The following is a 21465-nucleotide window of genomic DNA, read 5'->3' on the forward strand; positions in this document are numbered from 1 at the left end:
TTCACGCGCCCCCTTTCTGGACGAGCTCATCCAAGAGCTTCTCCGAAAACAGGTTACCGCGGCCCAACTGCCCGGCAGGATCGAGCTGGAGCTTGAGCCGCGCCGACTCGACCATGGCCTCGTGACCGTACATCGTCTCCAAGAAGCCCGCCTTGATCTTGCCGACGCCGTGTTCGGCGGAGACGGCGCCGCCCATGGCCGTGACCTCGGAAGCCCACTGGGCAAAGAGCTCTCCGCCGCGGCGGTAATCTTGCGCATCGCGCGGCAGAATGTTCACATGCAGATGGTTGTTACCGATGTGCCCCCAGGCGGCAGATTCAAGCCCACTTTCGGCCAACGTGCGGCGATAAAGGGCGATGACATCGGCCAAGCGTGCGTTGGGCACCGACATATCCGACCCCAGCTTGGTAATGGTGGGGTCCGTGCGGCGACGCTCGTCGATGAGCATGTTGACGCTCTCGGGCACCGCATGGCGGAAGAATCGCTGACACTCGCGATCGACCTCGGTGCGCGCGACCCATGTCGCATCGTCGCTGCCGCCCGCAAGCTCCAGTACCCACCCCAAGTGATACAGCTCCTCAGTCGCCTGGGCTTCGTCGTCGCAGTCGAGCTCCACGTAGACACAGACCTTGGCGTCTTTGTCGAGCGCCGGCAGCGAGGCGAACGCGGTCGACTGCTCACGCTGACGACGCAGGATATCCAGGGCGCCCGCATCGAAATATTCGATGGCAGCCGCGTGGGACAGGACGGGACGTACAGAATCGGTGAAGGACACGGCCTTGTCTTCGCTGTCAAAGAAGCAGCTCACGCCCCAAACGACCGCAGGCGCCGCCTGCAGGGCAATCTCGAGCTCGGTGATGACGCCGAGTGTGCCACACGCACCGATAAACAGATCGATGGCATCCATATCGTCAGCAACGAAATAGCCCGAAGCATTTTTGGTCTTGGGCATGGTGTAGTCGGGAAGGTCGAGCTCGAGCGTGCGGCCCTGCACCGTGACGAGCGAAAGGCGACGACCCTGTGCAAAAACCTCGCCACGGTGAAGCTCGAGCAGGTCGCCATCGGTCAGCACGACATGAAGGCCCGTGACGTGAGGGCGCATGGGGCCGTAAGCGTAGCTACGGGCGCCGGAAGCGTTGCATGCCGCCATACCGCCCAGGCAGGCAGATGCCTCGGTGGGATCGGTAGGAAAGAATTGCTCGGGAGCTTCCTGGAACTCCTCGTAGGCCTCAAGCGATGCCTGGTCCCAGCCGGCAGTCGGCAGCACTTTCTTGCCCAGTTGCTTGCGCAGCTCAGACAGCACGACGCCGGGCGCCACGCGCAAAAGAAAGCGGCCCTGCTCATCGCGGCGAATGCCTAGGTAGCGATTCATGCGGGAAGTATTGAGAATGTGACCGCCATGAGGCACGGCGCCGGCGGCAAGACCGGTCCGGGCGCCCTGAACCGTCACCGGGACACGCTCGGCATGGAGCTTTTCCATAATGGCGCGGACCTCGTCCTCCGTTGTCGGAAACGAGATGCTCGAGGCCTCGCCCGATGTGCGAGACTCATCGCGACCATACTCTTCGAACTCGTCGGTGAAGGGTTTGATGGTTGCAGACACGCGAACTCCCCCTTTAGCTAACTACAGTGTTTGCAGGGAAATGTTACCGCATCGTTTCACCGACATGTTCGAGACCGTCTCCATAATTGACGTTTTTAACGTTCGCGCAATTCGGCGAACGGTGGAATTTTCGAGACAAGCGACGCTTTTGCCACACGTTGCCGCGCAGCCACAACATGTGCATTTATCAGTCAAAAATAGTTGAGATTTTTTTCACATGCTTTTACCTGCGGAGATATCGGCTCGTCAAGCAACTGGTTAGTTATTGGGCAAGTTGCGGCTGATACGGTCGGCATCGACAGCCAAACCAATAGGAGTTTTGGCCCCAGAGCAGGGAGGTTTCCATGGCATATTACTGGCCCCAATACGGTTTCGCCATCGAAGTCGATGACGACCCCTATCTCTTGCCTTTCGACGAAGATGCATTTCCAGGTACGGAGGTCTACCACGTCACCACCGATGTGATCTGCGACCCCGAGTCGTTCTCGGCGCTCGCCCACCACATCGCGCGTATCCACAACATCGAGCTCCCTCACGACTTCGACGAGCTCATCTACTCGCGCCGCCTGATGCTTCACATGCTCTTTGGAGCGGACCCGTCCACGTTCGCACGTGTCTACACCACCAAGGACGCCGCATGAGTGCGAAGAAGCCACCCCGCCTTGCAGGACTGGGGCGTCGCAAGAAACTCGTCGTTGCCTGCCTGGCTGTCGTCTGCGCCCTCATCGCCGTAGGGCTATACGCCTGGCAGTCGCAGCCCGTGCCCGAAGCGGGCGCCTCAGTCACGACGGCAGAAGGTAAATCGCGCCAAGAAATCCAGGATGAGCTCGACGCCATCGTCCGCAACAACATGATGACGATCTCGGTCGCGCCGGTCGCACAGTTGCAGGAAGGCGGCAAGTTGCGCGTCAACGTGCAAAACGTCCAAGACAACAAGTTTCCCCAGCGCTTCCGCGTGATTCAAAACGACGAGACCATCTATGAGTCCGGTGTGGTCGAAGCCGGCAAGACGGTTGAGACCTGCCCCGCCGGCGATATCCAAGAAGGCGAGGCATATATCGAGATTCAGGCACTCGATGCCAAGACCTACGACACCCACGGCAATCCGACGCGCGTCAAAGTGCGGGTGGCACAGGCAGAAGGCTAGTGGCCGACGCGCTCGCAGGGGCAGCACCCTGTCCCCATTCGTCCAACCATCACGGAAACAGTCCGTGACGAGCAGAAAGGATCGATTATGAACACACCCATGAATCTGAGCGGAGCCAGGGCACTCGCCGTGGGCGCAGGGCTTACGCTCGCACTTGCGATGGGCGCCGCGCCAACGGCGGCCATGGCAGAGGTGCGCGTTGGAACCACCGATGTGACGGTGAAGGCCGACATTAGCAATGTTTCGTTTAAGGCGCCAACGGTCATCCCCTTTGCCGCCAAAGCCGACGGAACGCTTGTAGGACCCTCCGACGAGACAATTACCATCGACAACCTCTCGGCATATGGCATCCACGTCACCAACATGAAGGTCACGGCCAAGAACGACTGGACAATCGTTGCAGACGCAAAGACGGGCTCGGCCCAGAACTCCATCGATTTTAAGGTTGGCCCCGATACGGCAGAAAAGGATGCCAGCTCGGCGACTCAGACTACGGGCCTCGATCTTTCCACAGACGCAAGCTTCGACATGAAGTACAAGGACATTGGCGACGGAACGGACAAAATTAGGCTCAATGTGAGTGGCCACGTCGCCCGCGTCACGCGTGACATCTACCACGCCACCGGTACGGGAGATCAAGTGGCAAGCATCACCTGGACGGTCGAGCCCGGTGCGCACGCCACGTCCTAAGGCGATTGCACTGGCCGCCATCGTCGGCATCTTGGCGTCCGCACCCGCAATGGCCTTTGCTCAACAAGAGCAAGCGCAAGCGGCCACAGAAGTGACCGTCGATCTTTCGGGCCTTAATCGCGGCAGCCGTCACGAGCCGCTCGTCCAGACGAGCGACACCCGACAACTCATTGCGGTAGGCGTCGCCACGGTGGGAGCAGGACTGACGTGCCTTGGCCTGCACATCAAACGCAACCAATAGCCAAGCACGACCGGAGTACGCGGAATAGATAGGAGAACCATGGCACCCAAAAACCTTTTGCCCGTTGCCGCGCTCTGCAGCGCACTGGCGAGCGGTACGCCTCTCGCCGCTTGGGCGACGCCCGCCACGGCAAGCTCCTTACCGCAAGCTCTGAACCCCGCGTCGAATTCGTCGGGTATCGTCGTCTGCCAACGTTTTTCGCTCGCACATGCCACGGTCCGAACCTCGGGATGCCTTCACCGCAATACGGTCGACTCGATAGTCGTGGATATCAATCGACCGGACAAGGAGAACGGCCCCCAGACAGGTTGCGCCATCTGCACATGGAAATCGGCTGCAGTCGACGCCGATGGCGACCCATGCGACTTAGAGCTGCGCATCGATATTGCCTCGGTCGATGACTCGGCGAACGGGGCAAAGGTCGTCTTCGACAGCGCGGCCCATGAAGAAGAAGGGGGTGTATGCCTGGGCTGCGTTCCCTCGAATGTCGATGGCGCGCAGCCCATCATCTCCTTTACGGCGTCGCTGCGGCTGACCAAGGCGGACACCGAAGCCATCGCAACGGGAGATGCGCCTTTGCTGTTCTACGCTGGCGACGCGGACGACCAAAAGGCTCAAAGCACCAGGCAGAAGGGCTCGCATAACCTCACGCGCGGATCAGAACGCGCCCCCATCAATATCGATGCCCAGGAGCCGGGCGTGCAGCGCATTCTCGCCGATCCGGCGCTGCTCCAAATGACATGGCACGGAGTTGGGTCCATCGAGATTGCCGCTCCTATATCGAGCGATAATGACAAATCCCCCAAAGACGAGGTCGCAGACGCACCGGCACATGTTGACGATGCATCATCAGAAGACAACGCTGCGGTTCCTCTCGAGAAGCCAAGCGGCAGCGCCACCGAACTAGGCGATTCCCAACCGAAAGACGGCCTGGACTTTGCCGCTCCCCCAGGTGTCGACGAAGGCAACTGTTGCATGATGGTCGCGCTCGACCACACGGAAACCGTCGATGCTGCAAGCATTGAGCCAGTCGCTGCCAATGCGCCCCGCCGCAAAAATATCCTCATCGCATTCCCCAAAACCGTCGAGCTCGTCTTTTTGCCTTCGGGCGAAGTCGTCGCGCCTACGGCACTTACAGCAGTGGGAGCAAAGAACGCATCGAACGATATCCAAGCTATCTCGGCACTTGATGCCACAACGACCGCCAAGTTACACCTTTATTCCGTTGCAGCAGACGGAACGCGAACCGAAGAATTCGACGGAACCAAGCTTTTGGTTCCTCGTCGCATCGGTATCCAAGAAGACGTCCCCTATCAAATGGAACTTGAAGGGTTCGATCGCGCACGAGATGCCGACATCATTGCCGCAGCCATCGAATCCCCGCAGCACCTCATGACGCTGCGCTTCGACTTTAGCCCCATCCTGTCCTAGACCGCTAACCGCCGCTTGGCTCGGATACTGAGCGCCCCCTCCCCGTTCTGCTACGATTGCCGCGTTGGCATCAATTACAGGAGGGTTCATGCCGGGTTTAGGAACGATCATCAACGTCGCGCTTTTGATCGCGGGCGGTCTGCTTGGCCTTATGGGCGGGCGCTTCATTACGCCTCGCATCCAAGACACGCTCATGAAGGCGTCGGGGTTGTGCGTTCTGTTTATCGGCCTGGGCGGCACCATGCAAAAGATGCTCGTTATCGATGGAGAGGCGTTGGCGACCACCGGCACCACCATGCTTATCGTCTCATTTGCCCTCGGTTCGCTCATCGGCGAGGCCATCAACCTGGAGGCCGCCATCGAGAACCTCGGCGAATGGCTCAAGCGCAAAACCGGCAGCGAAGGCGACAACGAGTTCACCAACGCCTTTGTCTCGGCATCGCTCACCGTGTGTATCGGTGCCATGGCCATCGTAGGATCGATTCAGGACGGTCTGCTCGGCGACTGGTCCACGCTTGCCCTGAAGGGCGCGCTGGACTGCATCATCGTCTGCACCATGACGGCCTCGCTTGGCCGCGGCTGCATCTTCTCGGCCCTGCCCGTTGCCGTATTCCAGGGCACGATCACGCTTTTTGCCGGCGCACTCTCCCCCATCATGACCACCGCAGCCCTCGACAGCCTTTCGCTTGTGGGCTCTATGCTCATCTTCTGTGTTGGGGTTAACCTTATTCGACCTCAGACCTTCCGCACGGCCAACATGCTCCCCTCCGTCGTCGTGGCGGTCATCTACGCCCTCTTGTTCTAAATCTATCTACGTAGCGATATCTCGAACACCTGTTTGATGCTGTGCTATGATATGAGGTCACCGAAGCTGCGTTAGGAGAGGAGAAGCGGTGGCCGACCAGGACGTCAAGATGCTCATCGAGCGCATTATGGCCGAGGCCCGGACCCATCAGTCCGCCCGCTTCTCAAACGAAATCTATGCCGACGAGCCGATTCTCAAGACCGGTCGACAGATGCAGAACTTCCTCCCCGACCAGTACCGCAAGATGCGCGAGATATCGCGCTGGCAAGATGATCCCAAAGGCGGCGCGGGACGTTGGCTATCGGAGGCGGAGCTCTTTTACCGCCAAGGCCTGCTGATGGCCGACTTCGAGGACGATTGTCCCTACAACGGCACCTTTAAGTCGTACTTTCCCACCTACAATGCCATGAGCGATCGACAGTTGCGCGGCTACTTTACCTGGCGTGCCCAAGTGCGCCGCGGAACTGTCGAGGAAACGTCTACGTCTTTTGCCTTCCTGTATCTCTATGAGCTGATCTGCGGCATTGGCGTAGATGACCCACTCGATGGCTTTAGCAAAATCAAGGCCTTTTGGAACGCCTATCGTGCCTTCGAGCCCGGCATCGACCGGTTTGCACGCGTGTGGTTGCAAGATTACGCCGTTTTCCACGGGCTCGACCCCAAACTGCTTCGCGACTCTAAAACCGTCATGTTCGATAACGCCCTTATCGAGCTGCGGCGCGCGGCTCGAGACCTTGCACCTGCACCGACGCCGCCGGACCTGGCGCCTGCGCGTCGCAAGACCTCCGAGCCTACGCTCCCCCTCCCGCCCGACGAGGCGGGCGAGGAGCGACTCATGGCCGCTATCAACGCCCTCTCCACGTATAACCTCAATAACTCTAGACTCGATCGCAGCCACCATCGCGACCTACGCCACGTGGCATGTGCCGTGTACGTCCGCATGGCGCGCTACTATGACACGCATCGAAAGACCGGTATCGTGGCGAGCTTGTTTGGGGAGGAGACGGCCATGCCCTATACCATGTTTGCCTCGGCCGTGTTCTTTGCGCCCGAGCGCCACGAGGACTGCGAATACCGTCTTGACCCCATCCATATCTACCGCTGCCAAAACGGTTTTTGGGAATGCATGCGAATTCACGGCAGCAGGCAAAAGAGCAGCAAGCTTGGTGAGATGATGCGCGCCTGCGACCAACGTCTGCGCCTGGCCCTAGCCCCCGCCCACCCCCTGAAGGAGGAGAAGATCCCCAAATATCTGGCCAAAATCATCGATGACGAGATCGTGGCATGGCTTTCGTGGGATGCCGCACACCAGCCCGTCAAGATCGATATCGATTTGAGCCAGCTGGGGCACATTCGGAGCGCCGCCGCGCAAACGCGTGAAGCGCTTTTGATTGATGAGGAGCGCGAGGACGGCACGCCCGTGGAAGCCGAGGCAACGCTTATCGAGCAGCCGGGCCGCGAGTCTGCGCCCGGCATGACTGCCGAACCTGGCGAGATGACCATACAGCAAGACGAACCCGACGAGCCGACTGTCTCCGCCGAAGAGTTTGGCGTCATGGCACCGCTCCTCGTGTCTGCGCCCGCACTCGTAACGCCCGCGTCTGCCGAAGCTACGAACAAACTCGCGCCCGCCGAAGATGCCTTTCTTCGCGCGCTCCTCGAGCAAAACACAGCGCAAGCGACATCGGCAGTGGAGAGGTCGGGCCAGAGTGAGGATATGCTCGTCGACAGCATCAACGAGACGCTCTTTGACCTGGTGGGAGACACCGTTATCGAGTTCGGCGCGGCAGGACCGCAAATTATCGAGGATTACGAAGCAGACGTGAGAGGATACCTAGACCATGAGTGATATCGCATCCGCAGCACCCCGCGTGCCCAAGCGCGTCGCTGCCGTCATTCTCAACTCACTCAAGGGCGGTGTGGTCCCGCGCATCGGCCTTCCCTATATCACCGTAGGGCGCGAGGTCGAGATCCGCGCCCTGCTCACCGATTTGAGTCTCATCGCCGACGGTGGCGCGAGCTTCCGGTTTCTGGTCGGTCGCTACGGCGCAGGCAAGAGCTTTTTGCTCCAGACCATCCGCACGCACGCCATGGGCGAGGGGTTCGTCGTCGCCGATGCCGACCTGTCGCCCGAGCGCCGCCTGCAGGGCGGTCAGGGGCAGGGCCTTGCCACCTACCGTGAGCTCATCCGCAACATATCGACCAAGACGCGCCCCGAGGGCGGTGCGCTCAACCTTATTCTGGATCGCTGGGTCGCCTCGTGTGCCGACGTCGACGAGTCGGTCGTCAATGCCCAACTGGCCCCGCTCGAGGAGATGGTCCACGGCTTCGACTTCGCCCGCATGCTCCGCCGCTACCGCACGGCCGTATCCGAGGGCGATGAAGAGGCCATGAGCCGCATAACCAAATGGATCCGCGGCGAATACCGCACCAAGAGCGAGGCTCGCGCCGAACTGGGTTCCTCAACCATCATCAGCGATGACGACTGGTACGACTACGTTAAACTCATTGCGCGCTTTTTGGTCTGCAGCGGCTACAAGGGCATGCTGGTGCTCATCGACGAACTCGTGAATCTGTATAAGATTCCCAACGCGATCACGCGCCAATACAACTACGAGAAGATCCTGACCATGTACAACGACACGCTCCAGGGCAAGGCGCAGTACCTGGGCATGATCATGGGCGGCACGCCAACCTCCATCGAAGACCGCCGCCGCGGTGTGTTCTCCTACGAGGCCCTGCGCAGCCGACTCGCTCAGGGCCGCTTTGCACGCGAGGACCTTAAGGACATGCTCGCGCCCATCATCCGTCTGCAGCCACTCACCTACGAAGAGTTGCTGGTGCTGATCGAAAAACTCATGCAAATTCACGCCGGCTACTTTGGCTGGACGCCCACGCTTACCGAGAGCGACCTGGTGGACTTCCTCAAGATTGAGTTCGGTCGCGTGGGAGCCGACACGCATCTGACGCCGCGCGAAGTCATTCGTGACTTTATCGAGCTGCTCGACATCCTATGCCAAAACCCCGACGCCAACGTGGCCGAGCTGCTGCAAAGCGTCGGCGGTGACGCGCCAGCAGCCGCAACAGACGACACCGGCACCGCAGGCGCCGACCGCAACTTCGCCGAATTCGCCATCTAACCTGCCAAAAAGGGACAGGTTTATTTTGGCAGGTTTTATCTGGGAAAACATTGAAGCAGTCATGCAGCAAGCCACTGCCCGCCGCGTTGAGAGATTCGCTTTTGAAAGGAGGCCCCGTGAACGCCTTTGACCGCTACGCCCCGTTTATCCAAGACTTCATCTACTCCCACGATTGGGAGAGCCTCCGCTCCATTCAGGTTGCGGCGGCAGATGCCATCTTTAACACACAAGACAATGTGCTCCTGACGGCATCCACGGCTTCCGGCAAAACCGAGGCGGCCTTCTTTCCCATCCTGACCGAGTTTTGGGAGAAGCCGCCCGCGAGCGTGGGCGCCCTCTACATCGGCCCCCTCAAGGCGCTCATCAATGATCAGTTCGTCCGCCTTAACGACCTCTGCGAAGAGGCCGATATCCCTGTCTGGCACTGGCATGGCGATGTCTCGCAGTCGCACAAGGCTAAGCTCATCAAAAAGCCGAGCGGCATCTTGCAGATTACGCCCGAGTCACTCGAGGCGCTCCTGATCCATAAGCACATGGCGATCCCGCGCATGTTTTGCGACCTGCGCTATGTGGTCATCGACGAGGTCCACTCGCTCATGCGCGGCGACCGTGGCGGGCAGACGCTCTGCCTTATCGAGCGACTCTCGCGCATGGCCGGCGTGCAGCCTCGCCGCATTGGCCTTTCGGCCACCATCGGCGACCCCGAGCGCACGGGCGCTTTTCTCTCACAGGGAACGGGACGTGACTGCGTTATCCCTCGTTTTGAGGAACCGCGCCGCGTATGGCGCATCTCCATGGAGCACTTCTACAACTCGGGTCCCCAGGCACAGCAGCGGGGATTCGAGAGCATGGGTCCTCAAGAGGCCGAAGTGCTTGCCTCCGAGCGCATTGAGGCAGCGGCACCCACGGCGCTGCCGGCCGACACCCAAGGCATGTGCCACAGCGGACAGCCCACACAGGACAAGCGCCGTCAACGTCGCGAACGGGCACAGGGTAAGGCTACCTCCGGGAACCGCTGCACTTCTTCGGCCCCCGAGGGCGAAGTCGACATCCCCCGGGCCGCCGAGCAAGCGCTCCTCAACCCCACCGACACCGCACCCGACAACGCCGATCCCGGCATGGGCTATATCTTCGAACACACCCGCGGGCGCAAGTGTCTGGTCTTTGCCAACTCGCGCGAGGAGGCAGAGGCCGTATGTTCCATGCTGCGCAGCTACTGCGAGAGCCGACACGAGCCTGACCGTTTCCTCATCCATCACGGCAATCTTTCGGCATCGTTGCGCGAGACGGCAGAAGAGCTCATGCGCGATGAGGAGCAGGCACAGACGACCGTCACCACCTCTACGCTTGAGCTTGGCATCGATATCGGCCGTCTGGAGCGTGCATTTCAGATCGATGCGCCATTTACCGTCAGTTCCTTTTTGCAGCGAATGGGCCGCACGGGACGCCGCGACCTTCCGCCCGAGATGTGGTTTGTCATGCGCGAGGAAGAGCCCGAGCCGCGCACGATGATGCCCGAAACCATTCCGTGGAAGCTCCTGCAGGGCATCGCACTCGTACAACTCTATCGCGAGGAAAAGTGGGTCGAGCCGCCCGAGCTCGATCGACTCCCCTACAGTCTGCTCTATCACCAGACTATGTCGACGCTTGCCAGCACCGGAGAGCTCACGCCGGCAGAACTTGCCCAGCGCGTGCTCACGCTCAGTTATTTCCACCGCGTCTCAGCCGATGACTATCGCGTGCTGCTGCGCCACCTCATTAAGATCGACCATATCCAGGTCACCGAGGGCGGCGGGCTCATCGTGGGCCTCGCGGGCGAGCGCATCATCAACAATTTTAAGTTCTACGCCGTGTTCCAGGAAAACGAGGAGTTCACCGTCCGCAGCGAGTCGGCCGAGCTGGGCACGATCGTCAATCCCCCACCGCCCGGTGAACGCATCGCCATCGCCGGGCACTGCTGGATTGTCGAGGAAGTGGACTGGAAGCGCCATACCGTCTTTGCTACGCAGGTCAAGGGCCGTGTGCCGGCCTACTTTGGCGACTGCCCCGGCGACATCAACACGCATGTACTCGAGCGCATGCGTAAAGCGCTCAACGAACATGCCGCGTATCCGTACCTTATGGGTAACGCGCGGGCCCGCTTGGCGCAGGCTCGCCATACGGCCGAGATTTCGGGTGCGGGCACTAGGCCACTCATTAACCTGGGCGGCGACACCTGGGTGCTCTTCCCCTGGCTGGGCAGCTATGCCTTTTTGGCGCTCGAGCGCATGCTCAAGATTAAATGTGCCGCGGAGCTGGGCCTTCGCGGACTCGACCCGTCGCGCCCGTACTTTATGCAGTTTAAGATGAAGGCCGACGAAGAGACGTTCTTTGAGATACTCACCGCCGAGGCCGAGAAGGACTTCGATCCCATCGAGCTCGTCTATCCCGGCGAGGTGCCTTACTTTGATCGTTACGATGAGTTCGTTCCCGAAGAGCTCGTGCGTAAGGGCTTTGCCGAAGGCGTGCTCGACATAGAGGGTATGAAGCAGCGTGTCCGCAGCTGGCGCGACCACGCCTAAAACGGGGCTGACTATATGAGCAGTCAATTTGGGACGGGGCTATTTTAGCTGCCCTTGCAGGTAAGGCGAAAGGTTTGGCCGATTAGCGGCAGGGATAGCTAAAATAGCCCCGTCCCAAATTGACTGCTCCCGATGTGGAGCGAGCCGGCATCCGAAAGCAGCTAAAAAGCCCCGTCCCAGAAAGACTGGTCGCAGAAAGACGCGCTAGTCGTGAAGGACGGCGCCGAGGAAGTCGGCGTCAAAGGGCACGGCTTCGGCAAAGACATAGTCGCCGTCGCTGGCGATGAGCAGGCAGTTTTCCTCGCCGCCGAACTCTGTATCGCCACAGGGGACCACCCAGGCGTGGGCGAATACCTCGAGTGCCGTGGCAGCGCAGTCGCGCAGGAACGTTACATCGCTCCCCTCGTTTGCACTCACGATATTGGCAACGTAGATACCCCCGGGGTTCAGGCTGCCCCGCACTAAACGCAACGCCTCAACCGTCGCCAGCTCGCGTACGGGCTCGGCACCGCCAAAGCAATCGCTCACGACCACGTCGTAGCGACGATGGCCCACGCTCGTCACACCCAGATACGAGCGAGCCTCAGCGGTTATCACCCGCAGGCGATCGCCCGCCGCGCGCTCTAGCTCGTCTAGGTAGAACCAGCGGCGCGCCAGGCGCGTAATCTCTCCGTCATACTCGATAACGTCCATGCGCAGGCCCTCGTGCGACATCAGCGCAAATTTGGGATAGGCAAACCCGCCGCCACCTAGCATAAGCATACGACTGATACCGTGACCATAAACGTCACGCATCGCATCCTCGGCCTCAAACACGTCGTCAAACGCGCGATAATACGCAAAGACGGGCTCCGCCCAGCGCTCGCCGACGTAACTCGCGCTTTGGTAGACACCGCCTTGCACCAATACGCGGACTTCATCGCCGCCCTCATCGTGCACGCGTTTCACACGCGCCAACCCATTGCGGGTTCGCGTGACCTGCAGGCAGGCAGCACGAACAGCGACGGCAGCCGCGCCCAGCGCCGCGGCTCCCAGAGCAACGCCGGCAACAACGCCGGCAGAAACACTCGGCTTGTTCATCTAGAGCTCCTTTTGCAGATAAAGGCCATGGTCATAAAATCCAAGATGGCGATAGTACTCGCGCGTGCCGATCGCGCTGATCACGTTGATGTGCGTATAGCCCGCGTCCCGAGCAATATGGCACGCACGCTCCACCAGCGACCGCCCCAACCCGTGATGCTGCGCCGCCTGGCCCTGGTCGCCCACGCGCGCCGCCATGCCGTACACGTGCACCTCGCGAATCATCGCCTCGTCCGGCGTCGTCGGCAACTCGTCCGCATGCGCGGCAACAAACGAATGGTCGGGCAGCGACAGGCGCAAAAAGCCCGCAATCTTGCCCTGCGGCGTCACCCACTGCAAAAAGCGCTCGTGCGTCACCGGCGTCTCGTACGCCACATCCTCGTCAAGGGTCAGCTCATCCAAGTCGGCACCCGCCGTGCTGATCTCGCGATAGCGAATCTCACGCACCGTCGCACCGTCGCCCCGAGCAGCCAGGCGGTTCTCAACGAGCTGACGCAGGTTGGGCTTCTTGTTGCCCACCATAATGTCGTCGGAGCTAAAATCGCGGATCATGCGGCTGATACGGCAGAACGGCGGCGTCACCACGATGTCATCGGCCAGCACGTCGAGCAGCTCCTCCTCGGTATAGGGACGCCACTCGCCGCGCTCGTAACAGCCCACCAGACGCGAGCCCTCGATGAGCGCGCACGGGTAGACCTTGACCTCGTCGGGCATAAAGGCCTCTTCGGTCACAAAGCGTTCGTAGTCGCGCTTGTCCCCCTCGGGCGTGGCGCCCAGCAGGTTAAGCATAAAATGCGCATGGATCTTAAAGCCAAACAGGCGCGCAAGCGAAAACGCCCGCTCGATTTGCCCCACCGAAATGCGACGCTCGTTGATATCGAGCAGGTACTGGTCGAGGCTCTGGATGCCCATCTGGATCTTGGTGCAGCCCAGGCGGCGGATGAGCGTAAGCGCCTGCGGCGTTACAGCATCGGGGCGCGTCTCGATAACGAGTCCCACCACGCGATGCTTCGCCGTCTCGTTGATGCGCTGCTGACGCTCGAGCTCCTCCATCGTTGCCGTCTGCCACTCGGTGACCTCGCCCCACGGCGTACCGGGGCCGTACAGACGACGCACCGCACGGTTATAGCCGCCCACGGCAGCATCCACACGCTCCTGCTCGTCGGCAACGCCGGCAGCGAGCTCGGCCTCGTCTGTCGCAATGCCGGCAGCCCGATAGCGCTCGCGGCGCTCCGCTACCACCGGCGGCAGGGCATCGGCGGGTGCATCGTCGAGCAGACGCCCCGCCTCGGCACGGCTGACACCCGGACGCGCCAACATGGGGTTGGCCGCCACGCCGGCGACGGCATCGTCATTGAGCGCACGGAAAAGCTCCGACATAAACCATGTCTGATAGCCTTCCGGATAGTCGCTCCAGGTGCCACCGAGCACAATGAGCTCAATCTTATCGGTCGCATGCCCCATCTGCGAAAGCGCGGTCAGACGAGCGCTCACCTGCAGATACGGATCGAAGCAATTTTGCTCCGCACGGGCGCACGCGGGCTCGGCATGCAAATAGCTTTTGGGCATACGCAGGTCGTTGGGGCAAAACAGGCAATCGCCCGAGCACGGCCACGGCTTGGTGATGACGGTAATGGTCGCTACGCCCGAAGCCGTGCGGCGCGGCTTCATGCGTAGCACCTGCAGCAGTTGACGTTCCAGATCGGCATCGACATTCCACGCAGCCCAACGAGCCGGATCCTCACGTTTAACCCGCTGGTAGAACGGCAGCAGACGGCGCTTGGCCAGATCGCGCTTGTCGGCACCCTCACGGCGTGCCTCGGCATGTATCAGTTTGACGAGCGCCTTGTCGTCTACGGTCTCGCCGCGACGCAGGGCCTCAAGTATGTTCAAGATAATCTGTTCCATGCCCCCATTGTAAAGGCAAAGGCGCCGGAGCCCGTCACGGCTTCGGCGCCTTCATCAAAGAGCACGCCTATATGTACCGATCTCCGAAAACCGCGTGTCACTCCGGATCAAACGACATGTCACCCGAACCGACCTCAAAACGATACGTGGCAGACTTATCCCCGTTGTCGAATTCAAGATTCAAAATGGTCTCGCCGTCGTAGCCAAGCGGAAGGAAATCGCTCTCGAAGTCGCCGCTGCCCAAGGTGACGCTCGCCTTAAAGCCCGTCGAGTTCGGGACCGTCATCTCCACATCGCCCGAGCCCACACTCACGTCCATCGACTTCGCGGGGGCCTGGTAAAGCTCGAACGTCACATCGCCCGAACCGACCTCAGCGCTGAGCGCATCGGTCACGCTGCCCGAAAACTCTACATCTCCCGCACCCAGGAAAAGGTCGAAACCATCACAGATGACACCGGCAATCTGCAGATCACCCGAGCCCACGTGCGCGTTGACTCCCTTCAAATGTTCGGCAACACGGCGTGGCAGCTCAACCGTAACTGAGCGATCGATTGCCTTACCGTCATCACTTCCAAACTGGGAAACCTTGAGCGTCGAGTCCTCGACGGATGCGATGTTTTGCGTCGCGGCCTTGGAGGCATCCATACCCTCGGCAACGCGCCCCCGCTCGATAACGCGAGCCTTGTTGCCATCAACAACCTTGACGTCCACCGAAGCCGCATTGATATCGAAATCGAGGTAGCGGAACTCATCGGCATCAAAAGTCACACTCGAAAGTTGCTGAGGCCGAGCGGAATAGTTACCGCTATTCAAGGAATCGTCCTCGTCAAACATATCGTCAAAATCAGACAAATGGCCAGATAGAATACCGGTCGTACGCACCATATCGGAATGAGCCAATAGCCGCGAAATGCCAAAGACAAGCCCAATGATGAGCACAAACGCTCCGACGCCAACGCCCAAGCGTACCTTGGATTCATGCGAAAGCTTCATCATTCATCACCCTCTTTGGCAATCGGCTCAGCGGTGGTCGCGGTAGCCACGTCAGTATCAACCGCAGCGGAAACATTCCGAGCCCTAGCCGTCACCGATGCCGGACCAACCTGAATATCACCGCGCGCCCAATCGCCATCGAGCGCACGCGCCACCCAGTGATAGATGGGAATCGTAAAGAAGATGAGCGCAGCAAAGGGGCCGGCACCAAACGGGAACATCAGCAAAAAGAACAGTAGCCAGCACACGGCCCAATACGGGAACGACTGGAACGGGCCCTTCGCCGGAGTCGAGCCAACTGCACCACCACTCGTCGCCTGCGCCGTAGCGGCGTTGGCGGCCTGCGCACTCCAGCTTGCCGCTTGTGCCGCCTTGGCCGCAGCATCACTCGCCTGCGTTGCCGCCTCGGTGGCGCGTGCCGCCGCCTCATGGGTGCGGGCGCGCTCCGCGGCCTCGGCCTCGCGCTGACGGGCGCGGTCCTCGTTCTCAAACTCGATATCGTCCTCGATCTCGTCGCTCGGATTGAGCAGCTCGTCTAGGCTCACGCCATAGAGCTTGGCGAGCGAGATCAGGTTCTCGGTATCGGGCGAGCTCTCCGCGCGTTCCCATTTGCTGACCGCTTGGCGCGACAGCCCCAGCTTTCGTGCCAGCCCTTCTTGACTAAAGCCTTTGCTGCGGCGAAGGTCGGCGAGCCGCTGCGCAGTTTCTACATTCATGGTTCCTCCTATGTGATGCCAGCCGTGCCGCCGGACCGTTGTTGTTCTTAAGGCGCCTTGCACAGTTAAAAATCTATCCGCCACCGCCAAAAGCATGCCACCTATTCTAGTGAGATTTTTGACAACCGGCGGTTGCGGGCACATATGAGCTGCGGAAATGTGTCCAAACAAAGCAATGACACGTAGCTTGGTTGTCCCCGTTGCAGCGTTAACGGTAGTATGGTCGTACTGTTTATTCCGCACCGCCAACGGAGGGAGTTCCGCGCCGTGAACCGCGATTTCGCCTCATCGCTCATCCAGCTCAACAACACGTTCTATCGCGAGCACTCCGCCTCCTTTTCCGATACGCGTCAGGCCCCGTGGCCCGGCTGGGTGCGAACCATGGACATCGCGCTCGAGCAGCTCGACGTCGCCACAATCGAGCATCCCGTCCGCGTCTTCGATCTCGCCTGCGGCAATATGCGATTCGAGAACTTTGCCGCCGGCGGCGCACTTGCCGCCAAGGGCGTCGACGGCGCAAACTCCTCGGCAGATGCCAGCTGCCCGTTTGAGTTCTATGGCGTCGACTCGTGCCAAGACCTGGCCATCGATGCGCACGGTCACGCCCTGCGCATTCCCAACCTGCACTTCCAGGAACTCGACGTGCTCGATGCCCTCATGAAACTCAACCCCGCCGAGACTCCCGACGCGCTTTTCGACGCCCCGCTCGCCGACATCTCGGTCTGTTTTGGCTTTATGCACCACGTGCCGTCGTGCGAGTACCGCGTACGCGTGCTCGACGCCCTGGTGCGCCAGACGCGCCCGGGCGGCATCATCGCCATTAGCTTTTGGGAGTTTATGAACGACGAGCGCATGGCGCGCAAGGCCGTTCGCGCCGAGGCCCGCGCCGAGCTCACCCCGCCGTTTGAGGGTTACGATTCCGCGCAGTTTGAAGCCGGCGACCACCTCATTGGCTGGCAAAACGACCGCCATGCCTACCGCTATTGCCACCACTTTGACGATCAGCAGATCACCGACTTGGTGCGCGGCGTGCGCACGTTCTACAAGAGCGGCGAGGTCCCCGTACGCGAGCTTGAGCGCTTCCATGCCGACGGTCGCAGTGGCGAGCTCAACCGCTACGTAATCCTCAAGCGCCTGTAGGCACCGACGACTTGCCGTCGAGCCGTACCGCATCTTTCGGGCAAGCTATGCCTACCCTTTTTTTCAACCCATTGATGGAACGCGCAGCTATGCGTTCCATACTTATGACCAAGGAGCCTCATGGGAGCCGTCCACGTTCGCACGCCTAAGAACTTTGTGCTCGAAGAGCGCCTGGAGCGCTACGCCGATGCGATTGAGACGAACCCTGAAATCTATGCCGGAGATTGGCGCGAGGCCTGTGCGCCCGCAGGCAGCAAGTCTTTCGAACACCTTCACCTGGATCTTGGCTGCGGCAAGGGAACGTACCTTGTAGAGCGCGCGGCCCACGAGCCAAACACGCTCTTTATCGGCATGGACCAGGAGCCCATCTGCATCGCCTATGCCGCACAGAAAATCTGCGAGCAGGAACTGACCAACGCACTCGTCCTGCCCCGAGGCGCCGCATCGTTGCCGCAGCTGTTTGCCACAGGCGAGCTCGATGCCATCACCATCAACTTTCCCACGCCGCAGCCCAAGGCCAAGTACGCCAAAAAACGACTCGTCCATGTCGACCATCTGATGCTCTACCGCCCGCTTTTTTCAGCCGGCGCCACCGTCACGCTGCGCACCGACAGCAAGCCATTGCGCGACTACGCCCTGGGGCAGTTTGCCGCGGCCGGCTACGACACACTTTGGGTAAGTGACGACGTTCGCCGCGACCATCCCGAGCATCCCGAGACCGAATACGAGCGCCGCACGCGCGAGATGGGTGCCGCCGTCTATGGCATTTGCGCCACTCCCGACGCGCTGCCCAGCGACGAACAGCTCACGGCGGGGCGCGCGCAGGAGCAAAGCCTTGCGTGCTACCTGCCCGACAATCTCGATGAGCTCACCTACGTGCCCCTCGGCATGGAAGAGGCCGTCGAGAACTTTAAAAACCGCGCCCGCAAGGGCAAGAAGCGCTTACCGCAGGAGTCCCAGGGGCCTCTGATGGTCGCGGCTTCGGCAAACAAGCGCAAATAGGCGCCAGCAAACGACCCTCAAATCTAAGTGAGTAGACTTTTTTGCAATAGCCAAGCACAACTCGCATAACCAATACTAAAACCGCAGGTAGAGCCTTTGCGCAAAAGCCATGTGCTCGCAATATTGCAAAAAGTCTACTCACTTAGCTGGCAACTGCACCAAACAGCTGGGCAGAACGCCCATTTCCTGCATTTTCTTGCCTGCGAACGCATCGATGCGACGCTACGCCATAATAGTTGGCGGACAATCGCGAGAGAAAGCAAACACATGGCACAGACCACGACAGATACCGCCGCCAGCACCGTCTCCGGTGCCGGCGCCGCCAGCTCGTTCTCGGGCGGCACGGGAACCGAAGCCGAGTTTGGCTCGCTCGGCGCGCTCTCTCCCACCTGGTGGGAGCCCGAGGACGGCAGCGAGCCCGAACCATGGCTCACGCCCGATCAGGCCTTCGAACGCTTCTTTGAATGGACGAGCGACCGTGGCATTGAGCTGTGGGATCACCAAGAAGAGGCCCTCATGGACCTGGCCGCCGGCGATCACATCATTTTAGGCACACCGACCGGATCGGGTAAATCGCTCGTCGCACTGGGCATGCTCTTTATGGGCATGGCTCAGGGCAAGCGCTGCTATTACACGGCCCCCATCAAAGCCCTGGTCAGCGAAAAGTTCTTCGACCTAGTACAGGTACTCGGCCGCGATAATGTCGGCATGATCACCGGTGATACGCATATCAATACCAAGGCGCCCGTCATCTGCTGCACGGCCGAAATCCTTGCCAACGATGCGCTGCGCGAGGGCGAGGGCGCCGACGTGGGCTGCGTGGCCATGGACGAGTTCCACTACTTTGCCGACCCCGACCGCGGCTGGGCCTGGCAGGTACCGCTGCTCACCCTGCCCCACACGCAGTTTATGCTCATGAGCGCCACGCTCGGCGATGTCACCGCGATCGCCACCTCGCTCAAGGAACACACCGGCGCTGCTTGCGACTTGGTTGTCGATGCCCCGCGTCCTGTTCCGCTGAGCTACGACTATGTGACGACCTCCCTCGAGGGCACGGTCGAGCTCGCCATGCGCCGTGGCGAGGCCCCGCTCTATATCGTGCACTTTAGCCAGGATGCCGCCCTTGCGACGGCACAGTCGCTCGCCAATTTTGGCATCGCCAGCAAGGAGCAGCGCGAGGCCATCAAAGAAGCGGCAAAGGGAACGAGCTTCTCCACGGCCTTTGGCAAGATTCTCAAGCGCCTGCTTGGATGCGGCGTCGGCGTGCACCATGCTGGCATGTTGCCGCGCTATCGCCTGCTGGTCGAGCGCCTGGCGCAGCAGGGCCTACTGCCCGTCATTTGCGGCACCGATACGCTCGGCGTCGGCATCAACGTACCCATCCACACCGTGGTGCTCACCGCGCTCACCAAGTTCGATGGTTACAAAATGCGTCGTCTGCGCGCCCGCGAGTTCCATCAAATTGCCGGCCGCGCCGGTCGCTCGGGCTTCGATACCGAGGGCATGGTAATCGCCGAGGCACCCGAGCACGAGATCGAGAATGCCAAGCTTATGGCCAAGGCGGGCGACGACCCCAAAAAACTCCGTAAGATTAAAAAGAAAAAGGCCCCCGAGGGCTTTGTCTCATGGAACAAGCAAACTTTTGAGCGCCTGATCGAGACGCCACCCGAAACACTCAAGCCACGCCTGCGCATCACGCACTCTATGGTGATTAGTGTGGTCGAGCAGGGCGGCAATGCCCGAGCCCGCGTACATGACCTCATCGAGACAAGCCTGCAGACCCCCGAAGAAAAGGCCAAGCTTGAGGTTCGCGCCGACGAGATCTTCGCCACGCTCATCGACTCCGGCGTCGTCGTGCGCACCGAGGTGCCGCCCGCACCCGACGCTCCGGCTGACGCCGCGCCGGACATCGACTACGCGCTGACGGTCGACCTGCCCGAGGACTTTGCGCTCGACCAGCCGCTCTCGCCGTTTTTGCTTGCCGCGCTGGAGCTGCTCGACCCCGAAAGTGAGACCTATACCATGGACCTCATCTCGATGGTCGAGGCCACGCTCGAGGACCCCAAGCAGGTATTGCGTGCACAGGAGCGCGCCGCACGCGATCGCGCTATGGCCGAGATGAAGGCCGACGGCATCGAGTATGAGGAACGCTTGGAGCGCATTCAAGACGTCACGTACGAAAAGCCGCTCGAGGATTTGCTCGACGCCGCTTTTGACAAGTACTGCCAGGAAGTGCCCTGGGCAAACGACTACCAGCTCTCTCCCAAGAGTGTCCTGCGCGATATGCTGGAAAGCGCGAGCGATTTTAAGGGTTACATTCAAAAGCTCGGCATCGCCCGCTCCGAGGGCATTTTGCTTCGCTACCTGGCAGAGGCCTACCGTTCGCTCGACCGCACCGTACCCATCGAGAAGCGCGACGAGCGCCTGCGCGACATTATCTCGTGGCTGGGCTTTGTGGTGCGCTCGGTGGACTCGAGCCTGGTGGACGAGTGGGAGAACGCCGGCAACCCGGCAGCCCTCGATGCCGCGCCGCCACAGGGCATCGACGAGGTCGTGGCGGACCGCCGCGGCTGCACGCTGCTGGTGCGCAATGCGCTCTTCCGCCGCGTGACCCTTGCCGCCCGTGAGCACGTTCGCGACCTGGGCGAGCTCGACGACGACTGGGGCATGAGCGAGATCCGCTGGCAAAAGGCCCTCGATGCCTACCATGAGCAGCACGAGGAAATCCTCACCGACGGAGATGCCCGCAGCGCCGCGATGTTTTCCATCGATGAGTCCGACGAGAAGACCGCGCACGTATGGCACGTGCACCAGATCTTTGCCGACGAGGACGGCGACCACGACTTTGGCATCATGGGCGATGTCGATCTGGACGCCACGCAAGACGGCGGTGAAGTCATCTTCAAAAACTACCGCGTCGGCTTTATCGAAGACCTGCTCGAGGACTAGTCGAACATATTGGAACGAAACGAAGCGGGGCCGTTGGCAATATCGCCAGCGGCCCCGT

17 protein-coding genes are annotated in these 21465 nt (G+C 60.8%); 12 read left to right on the forward strand and 5 right to left on the reverse strand.

What is annotated here, in order from left to right:
- Window position 1: 1 nt before the first annotated feature.
- A complete protein-coding gene (locus tag FYJ40_RS09225) occupies window positions 2–1603 on the reverse strand; it encodes an FAD-binding oxidoreductase (RefSeq protein WP_370450627.1) in 1602 nt (533 codons plus the stop codon).
- A 344-nt stretch (window positions 1604–1947) separates the two neighbouring features.
- On the opposite strand from FYJ40_RS09225, the gene FYJ40_RS06555 reads away from it, so the two are divergent.
- The 9 genes from FYJ40_RS06555 to FYJ40_RS06595 all read left to right on the forward strand — a co-directional run bounded on the left by FYJ40_RS06555 (window position 1948) and on the right by FYJ40_RS06595 (window position 11618).
- The gene (locus FYJ40_RS06555) at window positions 1948–2244 is read left to right on the forward strand and encodes a hypothetical protein (protein ID WP_154517147.1); all 297 of its coding nucleotides are present in this window, start codon (window positions 1948–1950) and stop codon (window positions 2242–2244) included.
- A complete protein-coding gene (locus FYJ40_RS06560; RefSeq protein WP_154517144.1) occupies window positions 2241–2750 on the forward strand; it encodes a hypothetical protein in 510 nt (169 codons plus the stop codon). The genes FYJ40_RS06555 and FYJ40_RS06560 overlap by 4 nt, the downstream gene beginning before the upstream one ends.
- A gap of 87 nt (window positions 2751–2837) precedes the next feature.
- Entirely contained in the window at window positions 2838–3440 is a 603-nt protein-coding gene (locus FYJ40_RS06565; protein WP_154517141.1) for a hypothetical protein, read from the forward strand.
- A 91-nt stretch (window positions 3441–3531) separates the two neighbouring features.
- The gene (locus FYJ40_RS06570; protein ID WP_154517138.1) at window positions 3532–3681 is read left to right on the forward strand and encodes a hypothetical protein; all 150 of its coding nucleotides are present in this window, start codon (window positions 3532–3534) and stop codon (window positions 3679–3681) included.
- A gap of 39 nt (window positions 3682–3720) precedes the next feature.
- Window positions 3721–5112: a hypothetical protein gene (locus tag FYJ40_RS06575; protein WP_154517135.1), complete on the forward strand. Its 1392-nt coding sequence runs from the start codon at window positions 3721–3723 to the stop codon at window positions 5110–5112.
- Window positions 5113–5200: 88 nt separating this feature from the next.
- Window positions 5201–5917: a DUF554 domain-containing protein gene (locus tag FYJ40_RS06580; RefSeq protein WP_154517132.1), complete on the forward strand. Its 717-nt coding sequence runs from the start codon at window positions 5201–5203 to the stop codon at window positions 5915–5917.
- 88 nt (window positions 5918–6005) lie between these two features.
- Entirely contained in the window at window positions 6006–7766 is a 1761-nt protein-coding gene (locus FYJ40_RS06585) for a TerB N-terminal domain-containing protein (RefSeq protein ID WP_370450626.1), read from the forward strand.
- The gene (locus FYJ40_RS06590) at window positions 7759–9057 is read left to right on the forward strand and encodes an ATP-binding protein (protein WP_154517129.1); all 1299 of its coding nucleotides are present in this window, start codon (window positions 7759–7761) and stop codon (window positions 9055–9057) included. The genes FYJ40_RS06585 and FYJ40_RS06590 overlap by 8 nt, the downstream gene beginning before the upstream one ends.
- Window positions 9058–9173: 116 nt before the next feature.
- Window positions 9174–11618 carry a DEAD/DEAH box helicase gene (locus tag FYJ40_RS06595; RefSeq protein WP_370450625.1) on the forward strand — a complete coding sequence of 815 codons (2445 nt, stop codon included), beginning with the start codon at window positions 9174–9176 and terminating at the stop codon, window positions 11616–11618.
- A 204-nt stretch (window positions 11619–11822) separates the two neighbouring features.
- Here FYJ40_RS06595 and FYJ40_RS06600 read toward each other — a convergent pair whose 3' ends face one another.
- The 4 genes from FYJ40_RS06600 to FYJ40_RS06615 form a co-directional block, all read right to left on the reverse strand.
- Complete coding sequence (locus FYJ40_RS06600) at window positions 11823–12698, reverse strand: spermidine synthase (protein WP_154517123.1); 876 nt, start codon at window positions 12696–12698, stop codon at window positions 11823–11825.
- Window positions 12699–14606 (reverse strand): elongator complex protein 3, encoded by a 1908-nt coding sequence (locus FYJ40_RS06605; RefSeq protein ID WP_154517120.1) that lies wholly within the window; start codon window positions 14604–14606, stop codon window positions 12699–12701.
- A gap of 97 nt (window positions 14607–14703) precedes the next feature.
- Window positions 14704–15600, reverse strand: a complete 897-nt coding sequence (locus tag FYJ40_RS06610) for a DUF4097 family beta strand repeat-containing protein (protein WP_195838579.1) — start codon at window positions 15598–15600, stop codon at window positions 14704–14706.
- On the reverse strand, window positions 15600–16316 hold the full coding sequence (locus FYJ40_RS06615; RefSeq protein WP_154517114.1) for a helix-turn-helix domain-containing protein: 717 nt from the start codon (window positions 16314–16316) through the stop codon (window positions 15600–15602). Before FYJ40_RS06615 ends, FYJ40_RS06610 begins: the two co-directional genes overlap by 1 nt.
- Window positions 16317–16583: 267 nt before the next feature.
- Between FYJ40_RS06615 and FYJ40_RS06620 the strand changes: the two genes are divergently transcribed.
- The 3 genes from FYJ40_RS06620 to FYJ40_RS06630 all read left to right on the forward strand — a co-directional run bounded on the left by FYJ40_RS06620 (window position 16584) and on the right by FYJ40_RS06630 (window position 21407).
- Window positions 16584–17456 (forward strand): class I SAM-dependent methyltransferase, encoded by an 873-nt coding sequence (locus FYJ40_RS06620; RefSeq protein WP_154517111.1) that lies wholly within the window; start codon window positions 16584–16586, stop codon window positions 17454–17456.
- Window positions 17457–17576: 120 nt separating this feature from the next.
- Window positions 17577–18458 carry a tRNA (guanosine(46)-N(7))-methyltransferase TrmB gene (locus FYJ40_RS06625; RefSeq protein WP_154517108.1) on the forward strand — a complete coding sequence of 294 codons (882 nt, stop codon included), beginning with the start codon at window positions 17577–17579 and terminating at the stop codon, window positions 18456–18458.
- A 267-nt stretch (window positions 18459–18725) separates the two neighbouring features.
- Entirely contained in the window at window positions 18726–21407 is a 2682-nt protein-coding gene (locus tag FYJ40_RS06630; RefSeq protein ID WP_154517105.1) for an RNA helicase, read from the forward strand.
- Window positions 21408–21465 lie beyond the last annotated feature (58 nt).

It is taken from the genome of Collinsella sp. WCA1-178-WT-3 (M1), from assembly GCF_009696325.1.
Classification (GTDB): Bacteria; Actinomycetota; Coriobacteriia; order Coriobacteriales; family Coriobacteriaceae; genus Collinsella.

Excerpts from the sequence above, each read along its gene's own strand:
- FYJ40_RS06555 (WP_154517147.1), top strand. The coding sequence starts at position 1,948 with ATGGCATATTACTGGCCCCAATACGGTTTCGCCATCGAAGTCGATGAC.
- FYJ40_RS06560 (WP_154517144.1), top strand. The coding sequence starts at position 2,241 with ATGAGTGCGAAGAAGCCACCCCGCCTTGCAGGACTGGGGCGTCGCAAG.
- FYJ40_RS06565 (WP_154517141.1), top strand. The coding sequence starts at position 2,838 with ATGAACACACCCATGAATCTGAGCGGAGCCAGGGCACTCGCCGTGGGC.
- FYJ40_RS06575 (WP_154517135.1), top strand. The coding sequence starts at position 3,721 with ATGGCACCCAAAAACCTTTTGCCCGTTGCCGCGCTCTGCAGCGCACTG.
- FYJ40_RS06580 (WP_154517132.1), top strand. The coding sequence starts at position 5,201 with ATGCCGGGTTTAGGAACGATCATCAACGTCGCGCTTTTGATCGCGGGC.
- FYJ40_RS06590 (WP_154517129.1), top strand. The coding sequence starts at position 7,759 with ATGAGTGATATCGCATCCGCAGCACCCCGCGTGCCCAAGCGCGTCGCT.
- FYJ40_RS06600 (WP_154517123.1), bottom strand. The coding sequence starts at position 12,698 with ATGAACAAGCCGAGTGTTTCTGCCGGCGTTGTTGCCGGCGTTGCTCTG.
- FYJ40_RS06605 (WP_154517120.1), bottom strand. The coding sequence starts at position 14,606 with ATGGAACAGATTATCTTGAACATACTTGAGGCCCTGCGTCGCGGCGAG.
- FYJ40_RS06610 (WP_195838579.1), bottom strand. The coding sequence starts at position 15,600 with ATGAAGCTTTCGCATGAATCCAAGGTACGCTTGGGCGTTGGCGTCGGA.
- FYJ40_RS06615 (WP_154517114.1), bottom strand. The coding sequence starts at position 16,316 with ATGAATGTAGAAACTGCGCAGCGGCTCGCCGACCTTCGCCGCAGCAAA.
- FYJ40_RS06625 (WP_154517108.1), top strand. The coding sequence starts at position 17,577 with ATGGGAGCCGTCCACGTTCGCACGCCTAAGAACTTTGTGCTCGAAGAG.
- FYJ40_RS06630 (WP_154517105.1), top strand. The coding sequence starts at position 18,726 with ATGGCACAGACCACGACAGATACCGCCGCCAGCACCGTCTCCGGTGCC.